Genomic DNA, 22,046 nt, shown 5'->3' with positions numbered 1-22,046 from the left:
ATCATTGGTATAATAAAAAGACTGAAAAAAAGATGTGAGGAAGAAAAACATGCATACGATTGAAGAAATGAAAAAACGCCAAGAGATGATTCGTAATTTTTCAATCATCGCCCATATCGACCATGGGAAATCTACCTTGGCAGACCGTATTTTAGAAAAAACAAATACTGTATCTTCTCGTGAAATGCAAGATCAGTTGCTTGATTCAATGGATCTTGAACGCGAACGAGGCATTACGATTAAGTTAAATGCTGTTGAATTGAATTATGCTGCTAAAGATGGCAAAACATATATTTTTCATTTAATTGACACACCGGGGCATGTCGATTTTACCTATGAAGTATCACGTAGTTTAGCAGCCTGTGAAGGGGCAGTTTTAGTGGTTGATGCAGCACAGGGGATTGAAGCTCAAACTTTAGCAAATGTTTATCTAGCTATTGATAATGATTTAGAAATATTGCCAGTGATTAATAAGATTGATTTGCCAGCTGCTGATCCAGAGCGTGTTCGTACTGAAATAGAAGATGTAATTGGCATTGATGCTTCTGAAGCGGTATTAGCAAGCGCCAAAGCAGGGATTGGTATTGAAGAAATTTTAGAGCAAATTGTAGAATATGTACCTGCTCCAACTGGGGATATCGAAGCACCATTGAAGGCTTTAATTTTTGACTCAGTTTATGATTCTTATCGCGGGGTTGTATTGAATGTGCGAATTATGGAGGGGATGGTTAAGCCAGGCGATAAAATCCAATTAATGAGTAACGGTAAAACATTTGAAGTTACTGAAGTAGGTGTTTTTTCTCCAAAGGCCATCCAACGTGATTATTTAATGGTGGGCGATGTAGGTTATATTACTGCTTCAATTAAGACCGTTCAAGATACGCGTGTAGGGGATACGATTACCTTAGCCAATAATCCAGCAAGTGAACCTCTAGAAGGATATCGCCAAATGAATCCTATGGTTTATTGTGGGTTATATCCAATCGATACTTCGCGTTATAATGATTTGCGAGAAGCTTTAGAAAAACTCCAATTAAATGATGCGGCCTTACAATTTGAACCAGAAACGTCTCAAGCTTTAGGTTTTGGTTTTCGTTGTGGCTTCTTAGGCTTATTGCATATGGATGTGGTGCAAGAACGTTTAGAACGAGAATTTAACTTGGAATTAATCACCACAGCACCGTCAGTTATTTATAATGTTTATTTAACAGATGGTACGATGATTACAGTAGATAACCCAGCAGATTTTCCAGAACAAGTGAAAATTGATCGTGTAGAAGAGCCTTATGTTAAAGCGCAAATTATGGTACCAAACGATTATGTTGGCGCAGTGATGGAGCTCTCTCAACGAAAACGTGGTGATTTTGTGACGATGGATTATTTAGATGATTATCGGGTAAATGTTGTTTATGAAATTCCATTATCTGAGATTGTTTTTGATTTCTTTGATAAATTGAAATCAAGTACAAAAGGTTATGCTTCACTTGATTATGAAATGGCTGGTTATCGTGCAAGTCGTTTGGTTAAGATGGATATCTTATTGAATGGTGAAAAAGTGGATGCGCTAAGCTTTATTGTGCATCGTGAATTTGCTTATGAACGTGGTAAATTAATTGTTGAAAAATTGAAGAAATTAATTCCTCGTCAACAATTTGAGGTGCCAATTCAAGCAGCGATTGGTCAAAAAATTGTCGCTCGTACAGATATCAAGGCTTTACGTAAGAATGTCTTAGCTAAATGTTATGGCGGGGATGTTTCACGTAAACGTAAACTGCTTGAAAAACAAAAAGAAGGTAAAAAACGTATGAAACAAATCGGTTCTGTGGAAGTACCTCAAGAAGCATTTATGGCAGTTCTTAAAACAGATGATGAAGATAATAAAAAATAGTAAAGAACATAGGCGATTGGTTATTTCGCCTGTGTTTTTTGCTATAATTTGATAAAAAGTGGTGAAAGAAATGAATCAAGAAGAGAAATGGCTGAAGTGGGCGATGGAAATTCAAGCAATTGCCCAAAATGGTTTATGGTATGGTAAAGACGAGTTTGATAAAGAACGTTATACTAGATTAAGAGAATTATCTGTAGAAATCTTATCTGAGTATACCGAAGTTTCAAAAGAAAAAGTTTATGACTTATTTTGCACGGAGTTTGGCTATCAAACCCCGAAATTAGACACCCGAGCAGCTATCTTTAAAGATGAAAAAATATTATTAGTTCAGGAAAAGGACGGTCGCTGGTCACTTCCGGGTGGTTGGGTGGATTTTGATTTGTCCATTCGCGAAAATACGATCAAAGAAGTCAAAGAAGAAGCGGGACTAGAGGTCGAATGTCAAAAAATAATCGCACTTCATGACCGCAAAAGACATAACTTGCCAATATATCCATACAATATTTGTAAGGTGTTCGTATTATGTAAACTAATTGGCGGTCAATTCCAGGAAAATAGCGAAACCCTGGGCTTTCAATATTTTGCGTTAAATGAACTTCCCGAATTATCAGGTGCTAAAAATACGGCAGAACAGATTGCTCTTTGTTTTCAAGCTAAAAATGATCCAAATTGGCAAGTTGTGTTTGATTAATGAATAAGCAAATATCCTTAAGAACTTTGCAGCCTAATGATGAAGAGGCATTATATTTGCTTGTAAAAGAGAATCAAGCGCAATTCATTCAATGGTTAGATTGGGCAGCAATGATTCAAAATCATGCCGACTTTACGCAATTTTTTCACTATTATCAATCTCAGATGAAAGAACACTTAATGGAAGTTCAAGTGATTTGCTACAAAAATCAAGTTATTGGTATTGTTGAGGCGCATGAAATCAATTATTCGTTGAAATCAGCCTATTTAAGTTATTGGCTAGATCGAAATTTTCAACAAAAAGGGATTATGTCTAATGTACCGACCCCAAAAAGTTAGACCATAAAATCTAACAATTGGAGGTCGGTATTTTTATGTCCAAATATTCTTTTGAGTTTAAAAAGCAAGTTGTAAATGCTTATCTTAATGGCGAAGGTGGTTATACTTATCTTGCAAATAAGTTCGGCATTCCATCTGATAATAAAGTTAAACTATGGGTGGATAATTACAATGCATTTGGCGATGAAGGATTAAAACGTTCTAGAAAAAAAGATTTTTATTCTTTTGAAAAGAAGCTTTCTATAGTAGAGTTATATTTATCAAGTGAAATCTCATATCAAGATTTAGCTCTGCAAGAAGGAATTACTAATCCAAGTATGATCGCAAATTGGGTGAGTCGCTTTCGTGCAGCTGGTCCTGATGCCCTAAGACCACGCAAGAAGGGACGAAAGAAAACATTGAATACAACTAATGGCAATACACAAAACAAACCAGTTGAAGAATCTTCTGTTGATACAAGTGCAGAACATGTAAAAGAGCTAGAAGAGGAACTTCTTAAATTGAGAATTGAGAATGCCTTTTTAAAAGAACTGAGGAGGCTGCGTTTAGAGGACGAGGAAAAAATGAGAGAAAGGCACTCGTCATCAACAGTCTCCGACGAGAATTCAAACTAAAAGACCTTCTCTCTTATACAGGCATGCCTAAAGCAACATATATGTATATGTATTGGCAAAAACGATTTGATAGAGAAAATCCTGACAAAGAACTTGAAGAAAAAATCCAAGAAATCCGTAAGAATAATAAGGATTACGGATATCGTAGAATACATGGAGAGCTTCATAATCAGGGATATCTCATCAACAAAAAGAAGGTTCAGCGAATAGTTCAAAAACTTGGCTTGCAGGTGACATCCTACACACGCAAAAGTAGGAAATATAGTTCCTATAGGGGCAGGACTGGTACCATTGCACCCAACAGAATTCGCAGACGCTTTAATACGCACATACCCCATCAAAAAATCACAACGGATACGACTGAATTTAAGTATTATGAAGTTGATGTCAAAGGACATATGACAATGCATAAGCTGTATTTAGATCCATTTATGGATATGTGTAATGGAGAAATACTAAGTTACGGTATCGATAAGAAACCTTCAGCAAAGAATGTAATGAATGCCTTGGATAAAGCCATTGAAATCACTTCAGACTGCCCTTATAGACGAACATTCCATTCTGACCAGGGTTGGGCATACCAGATGAAGGCATACTCTCACAGGCTAAAAGAAGAACGAATATTTCAAAGCATGTCTCGAAAGGGCAACTGTCTAGATAATTCCGTAATGGAGAATTTCTTCGGTCTGCTTAAGCAAGAGATATACTATGGCGTTAATTACTATAGCTATGAGGAATTAAAAATGGAAATAGAACGATTTATAAAGTATTATAATGAACAACGAATAAAAGAAAAGTTAGGATGGATGAGTCCTGTTCAATATAGGCTCCATCTTTTAGCTGCATAATGAAAACGAGACGACCGGAGTCGTCTCGTAAAAAAGTCTAACTTTTGGGGGTCACCTCATAAGGCTATTAGTGATTTTTTAACTTATTTGTATTCAAGTAGATCCCTGAAACATTTCTTTTTAGTAATTAATTGTCAAAATACGCGTAGCATCCGTTTAGCACAGAAATTAGGTTTCCATTTAGAAGGATATGCGAGTGAGTTTCAGTTTGAGGCGCAATTTTTACCCGATTCTTATTTTTTTCATTTGAATTATCAACCATAAACAAAAGCGAAGGCGCAAATTCGCAGCCTTCGCTTTTTAGCTTATTTGTTAAAATATCGCAAAATATCTTTAATATCTTTTGTACTAGATGCATCTTTCAGTTTTTTGAATTTCATATGTGGGAAGGAAAGGAATAGACGTTTTTCTTGGAAATTAAGTTTTGGCATTTCACGTTTCGTTTCATCAAATAATAGATGAGATAATTTTTCAGTATCTTGTCTAAATAAGCTGAATTCTTTACCAAGCTCTTGTTTTTTGTTTTCCATTCTTTCGTTAATTTCCTTAACTGCTTTTGTAAAGCTAGCAAGATTAGCTAAAGTATAACCAAAATCCCAGGATGTAATCGCAATTAAGAGAATAGGAAGAAAGACTGAATATTTTTGATAGGCTAATAATGCATGATCAAGCATCCAAGGTTGGACAACTTTGACAATAAATACACAACAAATTCCCCAAAATATCGAAACAGGGACAGCAACTCTACCATTAATATTTAAAGGAACATCATTGTAATCCCACAATGATAATGAAAATAATTTTTCTAGCAAGAAACTTGTCACATATTCTAATAAACTAACTAAGATTGCTGAAACGAAAAATAAGACGAAAATATTTTTCTGATAAGGGTCGACAAAATAGAGCACCCCTAGAATACCAAATCCGTAAATTGGTGTTATGGGACCTAATAAAAATCCACGATAAACAAAATGACGGGCATTAAAAGAGCAGTAAATTGTTTCCCAAAGCCAGCCGATAAAAGAATACGCAAAGAATAGTAAAACAACAATAGAAAATATTTTAATCATTCACTAGTACCTCCACTCATTTTTATTTATATTTAACTCTATGATAATACAAAAAATATGAATTGTGTAGATAATATACAATATTATAACAAGATATAAAAAAACAAGAATAATAAACATAAGCTAATAAGTAAAGGTTCAGGTTTCCATAGTGATTGATTCATTTAACAAATAACAAATTTTGTGGTAAAATAATCTTGAGAGGGCAGAGATGATTAAAAGGAAGGTGATTCATATGCAATATCCAGTTAACCAATTTTCAGAGTATTCGATTACTAGTGCGAATGAACCAGCTTCTCCTGATGCAGTACGATATTATGAATTGAATGATTTTTCGTTCAATAAAGAAAATAAAGCAAGATGGAATAACGTAGAGCTTATTGATTGTTTTGAGTTTGTGAATCAAGTAGATAATCCAGTACAGCAATCTCCAGATGATTATTTTATACAAATCTTACATGCGTTACAGTAGAAGAATAAACGGAAAAATTTTTAATTGAAAAGAAACCTCCAAGAATGATGTAGGGAATGCATTCTTGAAGGTTTTGTTTATTTTTCATTTTTTACTTTTTGAATGATTTCAGCGATGGCTTTTGATTGATATTCTTTTTGGAATTTTTCACTTAATTGTTTTTAAGCCACTTCATCCATTTGCAGATTAGTTAGGATTGCTTCTTTCATTTTTTTCATGACATATGCCTGGACTTCTTTAGCCATTTTTGCTTGATTCTTTTTTACTTGTTCTTCTAGTGCTTTTGCTTGTTTGACACTTAAAGTAACCCAAGAAGCAGGTAAGTAAAATTCGTTTGTCTGTTTGATGTATTCATGGTTATTATCCGCGATATTAAACAGAAATCGATAAAAGCTATTTTTATAGACCCATTGTTTTTTCTTATTGGTCAGATAGGCTTTAGTGCCGTCTATAGGTTTAACAACATTTTTTACCTTATCAGTATTTGTTGCTTTGGGTTTCTTTTGTTGCTCATCTGTTCGATAAAGATACACTTTTTCAGTTCCATCACCTAAACCTTGATACAACAAGATTGGCATCTGGCTTTGTGCCACAGATGATTGTAATTCAACTTTTTTGGTGATTACTTCTTGTTTCATACCAAAGTGGTGGGTGACATTAAGTGTTACTAAAGTTAAGGAAGCAATAAAAATAAAGCCAAATACAAAGGACAGTCCGATTTGCCATTTATTACTTGCAAAGACATTACTTATGGCGAAAAGTATGACACTTAAGACTAATAAGATAAGTAGCATTATTTATCTCCTCCTTGTACATAGTTTTTCTTTTTAGCTAATGTAAAAGTAATTAACCAACCGATGAAGCCAAAGATGACCGCTACTAAGAAAGCTGCGTGATATCCCGAGAGTGTAGCGTTGATAGCTTGATCTTTATAAGCTAGAGGTGTTGCTTCTAATATAGATTTTGTTGGTAAATTATTTTTAGTTACATTTGTTAATACACTAATTAAAATGGCTGTACCAATGGAACTAGCGACTTGTCTAAAAGTATTGTTGACAGCTGTACCATGACTAATTAAGTGGGCAGGTAAAGCATTCATTCCAGAGGTTGTTACTGGCATCATTACCATTGAAATACCAAACATTCGAATGGCGTACAAGACAACTATTACTATGACTGAAGTTTTACTTGTTAAAAAGGCAAAAGGTAAGGTTGCACTGGTTAAAATGAACATACCCGTAATCGCTAATTTTCTAGCGCCGCGTTTGTCGAATATTGCCCCAGTTATTGGCATCATTAAACCCATTACTAAGGCTCCAGGTAACAACATTAGCCCAGAATGAAAGGCGCTCTCTCCACGAATATTTTGAATATATAAAGGTAAGACCATCTCAGCACCAATCATCGCCATGTTGGTAACCCCAGCTAAAACAGCAGCAATTGTAAAGATTTTCGATTTAAATACGCGTAATTCTAAAAATGGATGTTCAATTTTTAATTGGCGTTTAGAAAATAAGAAGATAAAGATGATACCAATAATTAAGAAACCTAATACTTCTTTACTTAGCCAACCTTTATCACCTACACTTGAAAAACCATAAAGTAAACTACCAAAGCCAATAGTAGATAGTATAGCAGAAATAGTATCAATTTTAGGATGGGTCAGTTCAATGACACTTTTCATAAAGAATAAGGCTAGTACTAAAACTAAAATAACAATTGGAATAACCATGCCAAACAAATCACGCCATGAATAATGATCAATAATCCATCCTGATAATGTTGGGCCCAATGCTGGAGCTAAGCCGATAACGATTCCGGCCATTCCCATTGCTGAACCACGTTTTTCAGGCGGGAAGATTGTTAGCATAATGTTTTGTAATAGTGGCATGGACAGCCCAACACCAATAGCTTGAATTAATCTACCTATTAATAGAACAGAAAAATTTTGGGCAAGAAAACATATGATTGTTCCTATTAAAAAGGTAGTCATTGCACTAATATATAATTTTTTAGAACTAAAAGAATTGATTAACCAAGCGCTGACTGGAATCATAATCCCGTTTACTAATAAAAAGCCAGTGGTTAACCATTGAACGGTTGAAGCGCTGATATCAAATTCTTTCATTAATGTTGGAAAAGCAGTTGCAAGTAAGGTTTGATTCAATACTGTACAAAAGGTACCAATCAATAAAACGACAACTAATAAACCGCGGTTATATTTTTTACCATAGATATCAACTGCAGTAAAATCTTTCATGAAATTCACTCACTTTCTTGAAATTTTCAAAATGACAAAAATTAATATATTCTGAATCCGAAAAATTGTCAACTAACTTGACATTTATGTTGCAGTTTCTAAAATATTATGTGAGAGAAGAAAAATATTAAGAAAATATTTACTTAAAACAACATTTTAAAATAATATATTTTTTGATGAATAATGGAGGAAAAATGAGTGATTTTCTTAAACAAATTTTTGCAAATGATAATGTATTGGTGGGGATTAGTGAATTAAGTAAAATGTGCAACCTTTCGCCAAGACAGTTACGATATTGGGAACAAAAGGGATATATTCAAAGTGTGGAAGAAAAGTCTGGAAATCCGGTTGCGAGAAAATATCGTTTATTTATGGTTGTAAAAGTCCAGCTTATAAAAAATTATATGGATCAAGGGGATTCTTTAAGTAAAGCAGTTGAGAAGGCAGAACAAAAATTTACCTTAGTCCGTTCCTTTCAACAACTATTTAAACAAGGAGCAATTCAACTGAAAGTATTAGATAATAATGTTGTTTTTATTATTTTTGGACCGATTGAAAATGTAGAAACGTATTTTGTTGTGAAATTTGACCAAAGTAGTAATCAATTAACAACTTTTGTTATTAACGATACTTCAGATAAAAGCTTGAAAAATTTTTTGAATCCATAACAAGAAAGAAGTCATATAAATATTGTTTTCTGTCAAGTTCATAAATGTGACTTTGATTTTTAACGCTTTTAACTAGATTTTTATGTTTAATTTAGTATAATGATATTGAAGAGTAAATATGATGATGTTCTTTTAATATTATTTGTTCATAAATTTACATGTGTTTTTTTGTTTCGATGCACTTTCTTTGAAAGAATTATAGTAAGCTTAAATATATCTGTCAAGGAGGGGTTCAGTAGTATGTCAAGATCAGGTTACTACCATCGGGTGGCAGAGGATTTAATTAGCAGAATTGAAGATGGCGAATTTACGCCTGGTGACCCTCTTCCAAAACAAATTGAATTAGCTGCTTCCTATCAAACAAGTCGTTTAACGATTCAAAAAGCTATTCAAATATTAATTACTGAGGGTTATGTGTATGTAAAAAAAGGAAATGGCACTTTTGTTAAGACTGAAAATAAACAATCTTCCATTATGCAATCTAATATTAATGAATGCATTGGATTAACAGCTAAGTTTAAAGGAATCATGGATATTAATAATAAAGTTATTTCTTTTCATGTCAGGCAAGCCGATGATGATGAGTGTGAAAAACTGGAATTACCTGAGGGTAGTCGCGTCTATGATATTATTAGATTAAGATACTTGAATTCACAACCTTTTAGACTAGAGTATATTATTATGCCTGTAAATATTGTAAAAAACCTTGATCAATCAGTGGTTGAAAAGTCATTATATGATTATATTTCGAATTCCTTATCACTTAAGATTGGTTCTGCCTTACGTAAAATAAAAGCCGATCGTTCTGACCAATATGATCATGATTTTTTAGATTGTCAAGAGGCTGATCCCGTATTAGAAGTCGAGCAAGTCGTAAGTTTAAAAGATGGACGACCTTTTGAATTTTCACAATTAAGATATCGATATGATAAAGGACAATTAATTTCTAATCATGTCATTGAATAATAGCTGTTCACAATGAGTTTTCGTGAATCAGCTATTTCTTTTTTGTTTTTACTGTTCAATATTTCTATCATTTAGTAAAATAGAAACATCTATAGAATTGGGAGATGATTAGTTGGAAAAAAAGAATTTAATGTTGATTATTGCCATTAGTAATTTATTTTTAATTTTTACTGGGGTAGGATTAGTTATTCCAGTGATGCCTTTATTGATGGAGGATATGCATTTTAATGGGACAATTATGGGCATGATGTTGTCTGTATTTTCAATCACTCAATTGCTTGCTTCCCCGATTATGGGCTATTTATCTGACAAACTTGGCCGCAAAAAGATGATTGTGCTTGGAATGTCTTTATTTGCTATTTCAGAATTTATTTTTGGATTTGCTAATGATAAATACATTTTTTATTTATCTCGTGGCTTAGGTGGTGTGGCCGCTGCGTTATTAATGCCTGCGGTTACTGCATTTGTGGCGGATATGACAACTGTTGAGCAACGACCTAAAGCAATGGGGTATGTTTCTGCTGCAATTAGCGGCGGATTTATTATTGGTCCTGGAATTGGTGGGGTACTGGCAAGTCTTGGTCATCGTGTACCATTCTTTGTAGCAGGTATGATTGCAATCGTTGGCTGTCTGTTAACACAAAGTATCTTGATTGAACCACATCATGATATTCAATTCAAAAAGTCTTCTCAAAATACAAATGCTAAAGAAATTGTGCGAGAGTTTCTTACTAAGCCAGGAGTTTTATTTATTTTTATCATTATATTTATTTCCTCCTTTGGCTTACAAGCTTTTGAAAGTATTTATACAATTATGACAACGATTATTTTTGGCTTTAATCCTGCTCAAATTGCTGTTATAATTACAGTAAGTGGCATTCTCGCATTATTTTTCCAATTATTTTTATTTGATCATATTATTCGAAAAATTTCAGAGATTGGTTTAATTCAAATTACCTTTTTTGTAAGTGCAATTTTTATTTTTATCATTGCTTTTACAAAAAACTCAACCATATTTGTTATCGCGACTTTTGTGGTCTTTTTAGCATTTGATTTATTCAGACCTGCAGTGACGACTTATCTATCAAAAATCGCTGGTGAAAATCAAGGAACGATTAATGGCTTAAATTCGACATTTACAAGTTTTGGGAATATTATCGGCCCTGTAGCTTCTGGTGCGTTATTTGATATAAACCAACATTTTCCATATTATATTTCTGCTAGCATATTATTAATTACTGGTATTTTATCTTTATTTATTCGTAAATCACAAAATAGAGAGTAGGCATATGATGAAACTGTGTGAAAATATTGGACAAAAATACAACCGCAATCAAATTGGAATATTAGCTGGTATTTTAGGTTTAATCAGTAATTTTGTCCTTTTTATCGGAAAGTTTTTGATAGGGGTTTTTGCGCATTCGGTTTCTATTATGGCAGATGCAATTAATAGTTTATCGGATACTATTTCTTCTCTATTAACTTTAGTTGGTTTTAAAATAGCTGGCAAACCGGCAGATAAAGAGCATCCATATGGGCATGAACGTTTTGAATATGTGAGTGGTTTGATTGTTTCGATATTAGTTTTATTTGTAGGCTTTAAGTTTTTGGAAAGTTCAGTCCAAAAAATCATTCATCCGGTCGCTATTAAGCTATCACCGATTGTTTTTTTTGTTTTAGTGCTTTCCATAGTGATTAAAATCCTGCAAGTATTGATGTACCGTTATTTTGGAAAAATGATTAAGTCCAATGCATTAATGGTAACCAGTCAAGATAGTTTAAATGATGTTTACACTACCTTGATTGTGTTAATCTCAGCTGCTGTTCAATGGGTAACTTCTTGGCGGATAGATGGTTATTTTGGTTTTGCTTTAGCCATTTATATTCTTTATTCTGGCTACCAAATGATTACGGAATTTATGGATGTATTATTGGGGAGTCGGCCAAAACAAGAAGAAATTGAGAAAATGGAGCAGTGTTTGCAAGCATGTGAGGATATCGTAGGGTTTCATGATTTACTCGTTCATTCTTATGGTCCTAAAAATCGTTTTGCCTCCGTTCATATAGAGGTGGACGAAAAATTAACCTTGAATCAGGCACATGATATTATTGATGGTATTGAGCGAACATTTAAAGATGAGTTAGATGTGGAACTTGTTTGTCATTTAGATCCAGTGCCAATTGACAATCAAACCCATATTCGTTTAAGACAGCTGATTAAAAATGAACTAGCAGAAATCGATGGGCAACTAAGGATGCATGATTTACGCTTGGAAAAAAATCGTATTTGTTTTGATTTAGTCATTCCTTTAAATTTTCCTTTCACTGATGAGTTTTTAGAAGCAATTCTGACTAAAAAAGTAAATCAGGAATTTCCAAATCATCAAGTTGAAATCATTTTTGACCATAATTATTTATTATAAGGAGACAAGAAGATGTTTGCCAAAGAATTTGATATTCTTTTTCAAGTTTCGGTGTTTTTTATTGCGATTAATACAATTGGGGCTTTTATTACCATATTCAGAAAGCCGCGTTCCATTGCAAGTATCTTTGCTTGGATGATGACTTTAGTATTTATTCCAGGATTTGGATTCTTACTTTATTTGTTTTGCGGTCGGGGAATTGATGGGGAGATTGTTTATAAGTACACGGAAAAATATCAAGGCAGAATTACAGAAATTAATCGTTCCATTCAGGAATATAATTTACAATATCATCAAACGGTTAAAACCCCGGAATCTAATCTTTTAAAAAACTACTTTAGAAATACAGAAGAATCGCCACTTTCTAAAGGAAATGATATAGCGTTTTATACGGACGGTTATACTAAGTTTGAATACTTATTTAAAGATATCAGGCAAGCTAAACACCATATCCATATTGAGTATTACGCTATTTTTAAAGATCAGATAGGTACCCAATTAAGAGACTTATTGGTTTCAAAGGCTAACGAGGGTATAGAGGTACGCTTGATATTTGATCCTTGGGGAGGCAATGTCAATATGCGCTTTTTCAAACCGTTAATTGATGCAGGTGGCCAAGTGGTTCCATTTATCACTTCACGCAACTTAATTAAAAAAACGCGTTTAAATTATCACTTACACCGCAAAATTGTGGTTATTGATAGTGTGATTGGCTGGACGGGTGGTTTTAATGTTGGTGATCAATACCTAGGTAAGAGTAAGAAATTTGGGCCATGGCGCGATACTCATGGCAGAATTTTTGGTACAGCTGTTTTTACTTTACAAGAAATATTTATTCGAGATTGGAATGCTTCAGCCATTAAAAAGGCCAATAAAATGGATTATGTAGATGAGTATTTCCAGTTGCCGACTTATGATCCAAAACGCAATATCAGTATGCAAATCGTGGCAGATGGTCCAGAAAACTTTGAGGAAATCTTACATGGTGGTTTTATTAAGATGATTTTAGCGGCTGAAAAACGTGTTTGGCTGCAGTCCCCATACTTGATTCCGGACGATACGATGATTAATGCTTTATTGATTGCTGTAAGATCAGGAATAGATGTACGTATTATGATTCCGAGTATGCCGGATCATCCATTTATTTATCGGGCTACGCAGTATTATGCTAATTATTTAACAAAAAGAGGCGTCAAAGTCTATTTATATCAAAAAGGTTTTATTCATGCTAAGACGGTTATTATGGATGATACGATTGCGAGTTTCGGTACAACGAATCAGGATATTCGCTCTTATTCTTTAAATTTTGAAGTAAGTGCTTTTGTTTATAATCGGGATGTGGTCGATACTTTGACTGGCCATTTTGAAGATGATATGACACGTTGTATCTTATTAACGAATGAAATGATAGCTGAGCAATCCTATTGGTTACGATTTAAGCAAAGTTTTTCTCGTTTACTTTCACCGATTCTTTAGTGCTTTTTGTAAACCTTGGCGTGCTAGATTGTCCGCGCCTTTATTTTGACTATCGCTAATCCAATGAAAAAAGACAAATTGGAAGGTTGTCAGTTTTTCGTTAATGAGTGTTAAATATTTACTAAATTTTTCATTACGCGTGTAGTTTTTTTCTAAAGTTTGGACTACAATTTTACTATCTGAGTAAATATTGATAAATTTATCTTGAAAGTGATGTTTGCAACATTCTTCTAGCGCGTAAAGGACTGCTTGGAATTCTAATTCATGATTGTCAAAGTCGCCTTGGATAGGGATGGCAATTTGTTGATAGAATTCTTTTTCACTTAGGACAATCCCAATTCCACCATAAGGCGTTTGTGGTTTACTTGCAGCATCAACGTATACTTTTAACATATTTATCCCTCGTTTCTAATTAAAATAAAGTACTATAAATTTTAAAGGAAAAGTAAGGAAGAATCAATGAAGAAACAAAAAATTTTTTGGCAACCAGAATTATCACAAATGATTATTTTTTGGTCTGTCGCACTGGGAATTATATTTTATGGCTTGATATTAGCACTAGAAAACACAGCGCCCTATTTAACGAGTAATCTTGTCATGGGACTAGGAATCATTTTATTCTTTTCTGGTTTTCATCGTTACATGATTATTGATGAAGATAAGCTCATCATCTACTATGCACGTATTTGGAAGAGGAAAGAAATCGCCTTATCTGCTATTTCTAATTGTCAAATCAATCAGCGTAATGTGGTTTTAAAAGGTGATTTTGGCTCATTTGAATGCCAGATTTCAACTAAGAACCAAAAAAAACTTTTAAAACAAATAAATATTGAAGAATTGACAGCTAATGTAAATTAAAATTTAGCTGTCATCTTTTTGTTTCGATATAAATCCGAACGTTCTATTGAAAATCATTTGTTTTGTTCAATTTATTTGCTGATATTTTTCCTAAAATCGTCTATAATATTCATGAAAATATATTTAAAGGAGAAAAAAATTGAAAACTGATATCGAAATTGCTCAAGCTGCGACTTTAAAACCTATTGTTGAAATTGCGGAAAGAATTGGTCTAACCTTTGATGATTTAGAACTATATGGGAAATATAAAGCGAAAATTGATTATCAAACCATCGAAAAAGTAAAGCAAAATAAAGATGGAAAATTAATTTTAGTAACAGCGATTAATCCAACGCCGGCTGGTGAAGGAAAATCTACTGTTACAATTGGTTTAGCGGATGGTTTAAATCAGATTGGCAAAAATGCGATGATTGCTTTGCGTGAACCTTCTTTAGGACCTGTGATGGGGGTAAAAGGCGGGGCTGCAGGTGGTGGATATGCCCAAGTATTACCTATGGAAGAAATCAATTTGCATTTTACAGGTGATATGCATGCCATTACAACTGCCAATAATGCTCTTTCAGCTTTTATTGATAATCACATTCATCAAGGAAATGAATTGAATATTGATACTAGAAGAGTGATTTGGAAACGGGCAGTCGATTTAAATGATCGCGCTTTACGTGAGGTTGTTGTTGGTCTAGGTGGTCCTATTCAAGGAGTGCCACGCCAAGATGGATTTGATATCACTGTAGCAAGTGAAATCATGGCTATTTTATGTTTAGCGACTGATTTACAAGATTTAAAAACAAGGCTTGCCAATATCGTGATTGGATATACTTATCAACGTAAAGCGGTCACTGTGGCAGATTTAAAGGTTGAAGGCGCCTTAACCTTATTATTAAAAGATGCCTTAAAACCAAATTTAGTGCAAACGATTGAAGGCACACCAGCGTTTGTTCATGGTGGACCGTTTGCGAATATTGCACATGGCTGTAATAGTGTTTTAGCTACTCAAACAGCTTTGAAATTAACCGATTATGTCATAACTGAAGCAGGGTTTGGTGCTGATTTAGGAGCAGAAAAATTCTTAGATATCAAAGTTCCCCACTTATCCAAAGCACCCGATGCGATTGTAGTTGTCGCAACAATTCGAGCATTAAAGATGCACGGCGGTCTTGATAAAACTGCTTTAACTGAAGAAAATGTTGACGCGGTAATCAAGGGGTTTGCTAATTTAAAACAACATATTCAAAACATGCAACAATATCAAATTCCAGTTGTCGTTGCCATCAATGAATTTGTGACGGATACCCAAAAAGAATTTGAAACTTTAGAAAAACTTTGTCAAGAAATGGATGTTAACATTTCAAGAGCTAGTGTTTGGGCCGATGGTGGTAAAGGTGGCCGTGCATTAGCGCAAGTCCTTGTTGATACAATCGATATGCAGCCATCGAACTATCAAAGACTTTATCAAGATGAGCAATCAATTGAAGAAAAATGTTTAGCGATTGTTCAAAAGATTTATCATGGAAAACAAGTAACGTTCTCGAAAAAAGCCTTAAATCAATTAGCTACATTCAAAAAAGAAGGATGGGATAAATTGCCGGTTTGTATGGCAAAAACCCAATATTCATTTTCAGATGATCCAAGTAAATTGGGTGCACCACAAGACTTTGAAATTCATATTCGCGAATTTGTACCTAAATTAGGCGCTGGTTTTATTGTGGCTTTAACAGGCGATGTGATGACGATGCCGGGACTGCCTAAGAAACCAGCAGCTTTAAATATGGATGTTGACGAAAAAGGAAATACGCTTGGTTTATTTTAAGAACGATAAAGAGTGATTTAGTACTTTGTACCGACCCCAAAAAGTTAGACCTGAAAATCTAACTTTTGGAGGTTTTTTTTGTATGGCAAAATACAGTTTTGAATTGAAACTTAAACTTGTCCATGACTACTTATCTGGTCAAGGAAGTATATGGTTTCTCGCAAAGAAGTATGGGGTTAAAACGAATTCTCAAATAGAAAAATGGATTAATGCCTATAAAGAACTTGGTGAAGAAGGACTACTTCGTAGTCGAAAAAACAAGAATTATTCTATTCAATTTAAGCTAGATGCGATAGAGTTGTATTTAACAACAGAGTTGTACTATCAAGAAGTAGCCAATTGTCTTAAAATAAACAATCCATCATTGATTGCGTATTGGCTTAAAACGTATCGTAAGCTTGGTGTAGATGGACTCTCTAAACAGAAAGGACGTCCACCTACAATGACCTAGAAGAAACGAAATGACATCCAGCCATTACCAAGTGAACTCTCTCGATTAGAGAAACTAGAAAAAGAAAATAGAATGTTAAAAATTGAGAATGCCTATTTAAAAAAATTGAGGAGGCTGCGTTTAGAGGACGAACAAAAAATGAACGAATCGCACGAGTTATTCACAGCCTCCGAGGACACTTTCGATTAAAAGATATTTTGGAAACCTTAGGGTTTCCAAAAGCCACTTATATGTACTGGCAAAAACGCCTCGACAGAACTACTTCAACACAAAAGTTGGAAGAAGAAATTCAAGTGATTCGTAAGAAACATCAACATTATGGCTATAGAAGAATGACACAGGAGTTAAAGCGACGTGGATATCCAGTAAATAAAAAGAAAGTACAGCGATTAATGCAAAAGCTACAGTTACAAGTCAAAGCATTTACCAAGAAATCTAGGAAATATAATTCCTATAAAGGAACCGTTGGGAAAGTAGCTAAAAATTTGATTCATCGAAGATTCAACACTTCAGTCTCTCATCAAAAAATCACGACAGATACAACTGAATTTAAATACTTTGAAGTAGATAAAACAGGCATTCTTCGTCAGAAGAAACTCTATTTAGACCCGTTTATGGATATGTATAACCGTGAAATTCTAAGCTACAGCCTTTCAACTCAACCAAATGGTAAAACCGTTATGGCAGGTCTGGAAGAAGCAATCTCTCAAACAAATGATTGTCCCTATCGTCGCACCTTTCACTCTGATCAAGGTTGGGCGTACCAAATGAACAGCTATGTACAAACATTAAAGGATAATGGTATCTTTCAAAGTATGTCTCGGAAAGGAACTTGTTTAGATAATTCTCCTATGGAAAATTTCTTCAGTATTCTAAAACAAGAATTGTATTATGGAAAAGTTTATCAAAGCCAAAATGAGTTACGCCAAGCCATTGAGAACTATATTTATTATTATAATCATTACAGAATCAAAGAAAAACTTAACTGGAAAAGCCCAGTAGAGTTTCGTCAATTCAATCAAAAAACTGCATAAAAAATAGAGTGGAAAAATCCACTCTATAAAAAGTCTAACTTTTTGGGGTCACTACACTTAACTAAGTTGCTCTTTTTTAGCATGAAGTGGGTGGATTTGCTCCAGTCAGATGAGGTTTCCAAATTTGGAAGAAAGCCCATAAGAATTAACCTTTCGTAGCCAAAGCGGCTTATATGATAGGGAACCACCCACTGAATGTAGACTATTTATTTTTACGTTGTTTTTTGCTATGATATTAATTGCTTAGAAAATGAGGTGTGTAACATGGAAGCGGCTGAAATCTTTTTGTCAAGTTTTAATCGGATAGAAAAATATTTACAAAATAGTTTCAAACTTGATAAGTCAATCGGTTTTACCAATTTGGTGCGTAAGGCTCGTGCAAATGGTGATGCCACGATTGCTAAATATGAGGATGATTTAATACAGATTGCGCAGTTAAGAAATGCGATTGTACATGAAACCATTGCCCCGGATTTTATTATCGCCCAGCCGAATCAGTGGATTGTCGATCGGATTTTGACTATTGAAAAGCAGCTCTATCATCCCAAAAAAGTGGGCGATGTCTTTTGTAAGAAGGTTGTGTCTTTTGAACAAGGGACGCCTTTGTTAGAACTATTAAAAATTGCAAGCCATAAAAAATATTCGCAATTTCCGTTACACAATCAAGGGAAATTCGTTGGGGTGATTACATTAAGAATGTTGGGCTATTGGTTTAGTCAGTATCTCACTGAAGCCAATGATACGCCTATCGAGCAATTAAAAGCGAAAGATATCCTAACAATTGAAGGAAAAAAAGCCAATTATCAATTTGTGGGTGAACAAACTTTGGTAGCTGATGTGTTAAAATTTTTTCATCAGTATCCACAATTAGAAGTGATTTTTGTAAGTGCAAAAGGAAAGGAAGAATTGCCAATTACGGGTGTGATTCGTCCTAGAGATTTAATTAAATTAGAAGAGAGTGAAAATTAGTGTATATTTATTATTTATTGGCGATATTGTTTGCCATCTTGGATCAACTAGTCAAATTGGCGGTGGTCAAACAAATTCCATTGGGTGATGAAGTGAATGTCATTCCTGGTATTTTATCTTTCTTTCATATTCGCAATACAGGTGCTGCTTGGAGCATGTTGGAAGGTCAAATGTGGTTTTTCACTGTGATCACATTATTAGCCATTGTTGCCGTCAGTCACTTACTTTCTAAATATGGGAAAACAAATGGTTGGTTGTTTTCGTTAAGCTTAAGTATGATTTTAGGTGGTACATTTGGTAATTATTTTGATCGCATGCGCTTAGGTTATGTTGTAGATATGTTTAAACTTGATTTTATCAACTTTCCGATATTTAATATCGCGGATATTGAGTTAACTGTTGGCGTAGTGATTATGTTTATTTATATTATTTTTGAGGAGCGTTTCAAACATCAATGAGTGAAAAATTAACTGTAACAATTACTAATCAAAAAGGTCGCTTAGATAAATTATTAACGGAACAATTGGCTGGTTATTCAAGATCACAAATTCAGTCTTGGCTAAAAGATGGCTTAGTCTTTTCAATCACTGCGCAACAAGTTGTCAAAGCTAATTATAAAGTGAAGAGCACAGAAACTTTTGAAATTCAACTACCTGAAGTGCAAGAATTGGAAATATTGCCTGAAGATATTCCTTTAGAGATTGTCTATGAAGATAAAGATGTGGCTGTTGTGAACAAACCTCAAGGAATGGTGGTTCATCCTTCTGCCGGACATCCTAATCATACATTGGTGAATGCTTTACTTTATCATTTGAAAGATTTATCTTCTATTAATGGTGTGATTCGTCCAGGGATTGTTCATCGCATAGATAAAGACACCTCGGGATTGTTAATGATTGCTAAAAATGATATGGCCCATGAAAGCTTGGCCAAACAATTAAAAGAAAAAACTTCTTTACGTAAATATGTCGCTCTAGTGCATGGCGTGATTCCTCATGAGAAGGGAACCATCAACGCGCCGATTGGAAGAAGTAAGCAAGATCGCAAAAAACAAGCAGTGGTGGAAGATGGTAAGGATGCAGTGACGCATTTTACTGTTTTGGAACGCTTTAATCAGTTTACTTTAATTGAATGTAAATTAGAAACGGGGAGAACCCATCAAATCAGAGTCCATATGCAATATATTGGCTATCCATTAGCAGGTGATCCGGTTTATGGTCCGAAAAAAACACTAAAAGGTCACGGCCAATTTTTACATGCACGTGATTTAGGTTTTGAACATCCAACGACAGAAGAGTGGCTAGCATTTTCTTGTCCACTTCCAGAAGTTTTTTCAACTACTTTAGAAAAACTACGAAAAGAAAATATATAATCTACAGAGCACTCAATTTTGGGGTGCTTTTTTTATTTTATTAGTAGTTTTGAAATATATTTTTAAGATAAACTGTTTTACTTGAAAATATATGTAAATTTTCACGAAAATAGATTGCTTTTATTCGTAATTGCGCGTATATTGGTTGTAATAAGAAATATTAGTCCTTTAAGTTTAGTCCCGTGAGGCTAAGAAGGAAGCAATCAAAATAAATATCTAGCTAATATTCTATCCATTTTTGAATATTGGCGCCTTTGTTATAGATAATTTTGTGAACTTCACTCCGACCTCGCGCAGGTGGGAGTTTTTTGTTGTAAACGGAAGGCAAAAATAAAGGATGAGACATTTTGGAGGGATATTTATGTCAGCAAAAGAAGTCATTGATTCAGTTACTATGAAGCGAGCAATTACACGAATGACCTATGAGATGATTGAACGTAACCGAGGATTGGAAGATTTGGTATTAGTTGGAATTAAAACAAGAGGTATCTATATCGCCCAACGCATTGCCCAACGTTTAAAACAGATTGAAGAAATTGAAGTGCCGGTTGGGGAGTTAGATATTACCTCCTATCGCGATGATCAAAAGAAGCACTCATCTGAAAAGCAAGAATCCGTAATGCCGGTATCGCTTGAAGGTAAAGAAGTCATTTTAGTAGATGATGTTTTATATACCGGACGTACCATTCGTGCTGCTTTGGATGCGGTAATGGATTATGGTCGACCAAATCGTATTGGTTTAGCTGTATTGGTAGATAGAGGACATCGTGAGCTGCCTATTCGTGCCGATTATGTCGGAAAAAACATTCCAACTTCATCAGACGAAGAAATTATTGTTGAAATGGAAGAAATTGACAAGCAAGATAGAATTTTAATCAATAAATAATCGATGAAGGAGTAGGCAAATGATCATTCAATCACAGGCAATCAGTTTAAAGCACTTATTAACAGTTGAAAGTTTAAGTGAAGCAGAAGTTTTAGGATTAATTAAACGTGCGAGTGAATTTAAAGCGGGTGCTAAGTGTGTATTACCTAAAGAAAAATATTTTGTGGCCAACCTATTTTTTGAAAACAGCACGCGAACGCATAAAAGTTTTGAAGTGGCCGAGAAAAAATTAGGCTTAGAAGTGATTGAATTTGATGCTTCTACTTCATCAGTACAAAAAGGTGAAACGTTATATGATACCGTCTTGACAATGTCGGCTATCGGTGTTGATGCTGTGGTTATTCGTCATAGTGCTGAACATTATTATAATGAATTAGTAGAAAGTAAGACAATCCAATGTAGTGTGATTAATGGTGGGGATGGTAGTGGCCAACATCCTACGCAATGTCTATTAGATTTAATGACGATTTATCAAGAATTCGGTTATTTCGAAGGTTTGAAAGTAGCAATAGTTGGTGATTTAACCCATTCACGTGTTGCAAAATCAAATATGCAAATGCTGAAACGATTAGGGGCACAAGTTTACTTCTCTGGTCCGCTTGAATGGTATGATGAATCCTTTGAAGTATATGGAAAGTATCTTGCAATTGATGAGTTAGTCGATAAAGTGGATGTGATGATGATGCTGCGGGTACAACATGAGCGTCACGTAGGAAATCAGCAATTTTCTAAAGAGCAATATCATCAAACTTATGGATTGACCCTTGAACGTGCGAAGAGAATGTTACCTCATGCGATTATCATGCATCCTGCACCGGTGAATCGTGATGTAGAACTGGCAGATAGCTTGGTGGAAGGGTTACAATCAAGAATTGTGCAACAGATGACTAATGGCGTGTATATTCGCATGGCGGTTTTAGAAGCAATATTAAATGGAAAGGCATAAGGAGTA

General features: G+C 34.4%; 21 protein-coding genes and 1 pseudogene. 18 read left to right on the top strand and 4 right to left on the bottom strand.

Annotated elements, in window-relative coordinates:
• Positions 1-49: 49 nt before the first annotated feature.
• The 4 genes from lepA (at position 50) to I567_RS12540 (ending at position 4,379) form a co-directional block, all read left to right on the top strand.
• Entirely contained in the window at positions 50-1,888 is a 1,839-nt protein-coding gene (gene lepA, locus I567_RS10820) for a translation elongation factor 4 (RefSeq protein WP_016252265.1), read from the top strand.
• 70 nt (positions 1,889-1,958) lie between these two features.
• Positions 1,959-2,579 (top strand): NUDIX hydrolase N-terminal domain-containing protein, encoded by a 621-nt coding sequence (locus I567_RS10815; RefSeq protein WP_016252264.1) that lies wholly within the window; start codon positions 1,959-1,961, stop codon positions 2,577-2,579.
• Positions 2,579-2,917: a GNAT family N-acetyltransferase gene (locus I567_RS10810; protein WP_016252263.1), complete on the top strand. Its 339-nt coding sequence runs from the start codon at positions 2,579-2,581 to the stop codon at positions 2,915-2,917. The genes I567_RS10815 and I567_RS10810 overlap by 1 nt, the downstream gene beginning before the upstream one ends.
• A 35-nt stretch (positions 2,918-2,952) precedes the next feature.
• Positions 2,953-4,379 (top strand): IS3 family transposase gene (locus I567_RS12540; RefSeq protein ID WP_111736141.1). Its coding sequence is split into 2 segments (ribosomal slippage): positions 2,953-3,520 and positions 3,520-4,379, totalling 1,428 coding nucleotides; the frame shifts between segments, so codons are not numbered across the junction.
• Between the two features lie 305 nt (positions 4,380-4,684).
• On the opposite strand, the gene I567_RS10795 is transcribed toward I567_RS12540, so the two are convergent.
• Entirely contained in the window at positions 4,685-5,449 is a 765-nt protein-coding gene (locus tag I567_RS10795; RefSeq protein ID WP_016252261.1) for a putative ABC transporter permease, read from the bottom strand.
• A gap of 211 nt (positions 5,450-5,660) precedes the next feature.
• On the opposite strand from I567_RS10795, the gene I567_RS10790 reads away from it, so the two are divergent.
• Positions 5,661-5,921 (top strand): hypothetical protein, encoded by a 261-nt coding sequence (locus I567_RS10790; RefSeq protein ID WP_016252260.1) that lies wholly within the window; start codon positions 5,661-5,663, stop codon positions 5,919-5,921.
• A 161-nt stretch (positions 5,922-6,082) separates the two neighbouring features.
• Here I567_RS10790 and I567_RS10785 read toward each other — a convergent pair whose 3' ends face one another.
• Both I567_RS10785 and I567_RS10780 read right to left on the bottom strand, forming a co-directional pair.
• A complete protein-coding gene (locus I567_RS10785; protein ID WP_016252259.1) occupies positions 6,083-6,715 on the bottom strand; it encodes a DUF4811 domain-containing protein in 633 nt (210 codons plus the stop codon).
• Positions 6,715-8,181: an MDR family MFS transporter gene (locus I567_RS10780; protein ID WP_016252258.1), complete on the bottom strand. Its 1,467-nt coding sequence runs from the start codon at positions 8,179-8,181 to the stop codon at positions 6,715-6,717. The genes I567_RS10785 and I567_RS10780 overlap by 1 nt, the downstream gene beginning before the upstream one ends.
• A gap of 194 nt (positions 8,182-8,375) precedes the next feature.
• Between I567_RS10780 and I567_RS10775 the strand changes: the two genes are divergently transcribed.
• The 5 genes from I567_RS10775 (at position 8,376) to cls (ending at position 13,714) form a co-directional block, all read left to right on the top strand.
• Positions 8,376-8,849, top strand: coding sequence for a MerR family transcriptional regulator (locus I567_RS10775; RefSeq protein ID WP_016252257.1), 474 nt, complete (start codon positions 8,376-8,378; stop codon positions 8,847-8,849).
• 240 nt (positions 8,850-9,089) lie between these two features.
• On the top strand, positions 9,090-9,815 hold the full coding sequence (locus I567_RS10770; RefSeq protein ID WP_016252256.1) for a GntR family transcriptional regulator: 726 nt from the start codon (positions 9,090-9,092) through the stop codon (positions 9,813-9,815).
• Positions 9,816-9,927: 112 nt separating this feature from the next.
• Positions 9,928-11,100 (top strand): MFS transporter, encoded by a 1,173-nt coding sequence (locus tag I567_RS10765; protein WP_016252255.1) that lies wholly within the window; start codon positions 9,928-9,930, stop codon positions 11,098-11,100.
• A gap of 4 nt (positions 11,101-11,104) precedes the next feature.
• Positions 11,105-12,238 carry a cation diffusion facilitator family transporter gene (locus I567_RS10760; RefSeq protein WP_018345247.1) on the top strand — a complete coding sequence of 378 codons (1,134 nt, stop codon included), beginning with the start codon at positions 11,105-11,107 and terminating at the stop codon, positions 12,236-12,238.
• A 12-nt stretch (positions 12,239-12,250) separates the two neighbouring features.
• The gene (gene cls / locus I567_RS10755) at positions 12,251-13,714 is read left to right on the top strand and encodes a cardiolipin synthase (protein WP_016252253.1); all 1,464 of its coding nucleotides are present in this window, start codon (positions 12,251-12,253) and stop codon (positions 13,712-13,714) included.
• Here cls and I567_RS10750 read toward each other — a convergent pair.
• Positions 13,700-14,107: a ribonuclease HI family protein gene (locus I567_RS10750; protein ID WP_016252252.1), complete on the bottom strand. Its 408-nt coding sequence runs from the start codon at positions 14,105-14,107 to the stop codon at positions 13,700-13,702. The two genes, cls and I567_RS10750, sit on opposite strands and share 15 nt — an antisense overlap.
• Positions 14,108-14,173: 66 nt before the next feature.
• Between I567_RS10750 and I567_RS10745 the strand changes: the two genes are divergently transcribed.
• The 8 genes and pseudogenes from I567_RS10745 to I567_RS10705 all read left to right on the top strand — a co-directional run bounded on the left by I567_RS10745 (position 14,174) and on the right by I567_RS10705 (position 22,040).
• Positions 14,174-14,572: an EbsA family protein gene (locus tag I567_RS10745; RefSeq protein WP_016252251.1), complete on the top strand. Its 399-nt coding sequence runs from the start codon at positions 14,174-14,176 to the stop codon at positions 14,570-14,572.
• 139 nt (positions 14,573-14,711) lie between these two features.
• Entirely contained in the window at positions 14,712-16,382 is a 1,671-nt protein-coding gene (locus I567_RS10740; RefSeq protein ID WP_016252250.1) for a formate--tetrahydrofolate ligase, read from the top strand.
• A gap of 82 nt (positions 16,383-16,464) precedes the next feature.
• Positions 16,465-17,867 (top strand): annotated as a pseudogene (locus tag I567_RS12535) (IS3 family transposase).
• Between the two features lie 264 nt (positions 17,868-18,131).
• Complete coding sequence (locus I567_RS10725; protein ID WP_016252247.1) at positions 18,132-18,836, top strand: CBS domain-containing protein; 705 nt, start codon at positions 18,132-18,134, stop codon at positions 18,834-18,836.
• Entirely contained in the window at positions 18,836-19,294 is a 459-nt protein-coding gene (gene lspA, locus I567_RS10720) for a signal peptidase II (RefSeq protein ID WP_016252246.1), read from the top strand. The genes I567_RS10725 and lspA overlap by 1 nt, the downstream gene beginning before the upstream one ends.
• Positions 19,291-20,208: an RluA family pseudouridine synthase gene (locus tag I567_RS10715; RefSeq protein ID WP_016252245.1), complete on the top strand. Its 918-nt coding sequence runs from the start codon at positions 19,291-19,293 to the stop codon at positions 20,206-20,208. The genes lspA and I567_RS10715 overlap by 4 nt, the downstream gene beginning before the upstream one ends.
• 361 nt (positions 20,209-20,569) lie before the next feature.
• Positions 20,570-21,094 (top strand): bifunctional pyr operon transcriptional regulator/uracil phosphoribosyltransferase PyrR, encoded by a 525-nt coding sequence (pyrR, locus tag I567_RS10710; protein WP_016252244.1) that lies wholly within the window; start codon positions 20,570-20,572, stop codon positions 21,092-21,094.
• Between the two features lie 19 nt (positions 21,095-21,113).
• Positions 21,114-22,040 (top strand): aspartate carbamoyltransferase catalytic subunit, encoded by a 927-nt coding sequence (locus I567_RS10705; RefSeq protein ID WP_016252243.1) that lies wholly within the window; start codon positions 21,114-21,116, stop codon positions 22,038-22,040.
• Positions 22,041-22,046 lie beyond the last annotated feature (6 nt).

The organism is Enterococcus cecorum DSM 20682 = ATCC 43198 (genome assembly GCF_000407565.1).
GTDB classification, from domain to species: Bacteria; Bacillota; Bacilli; order Lactobacillales; family Enterococcaceae; genus Enterococcus_E; species Enterococcus_E cecorum.
This window is presented reverse-complemented; position numbering and strand designations above follow the sequence as displayed.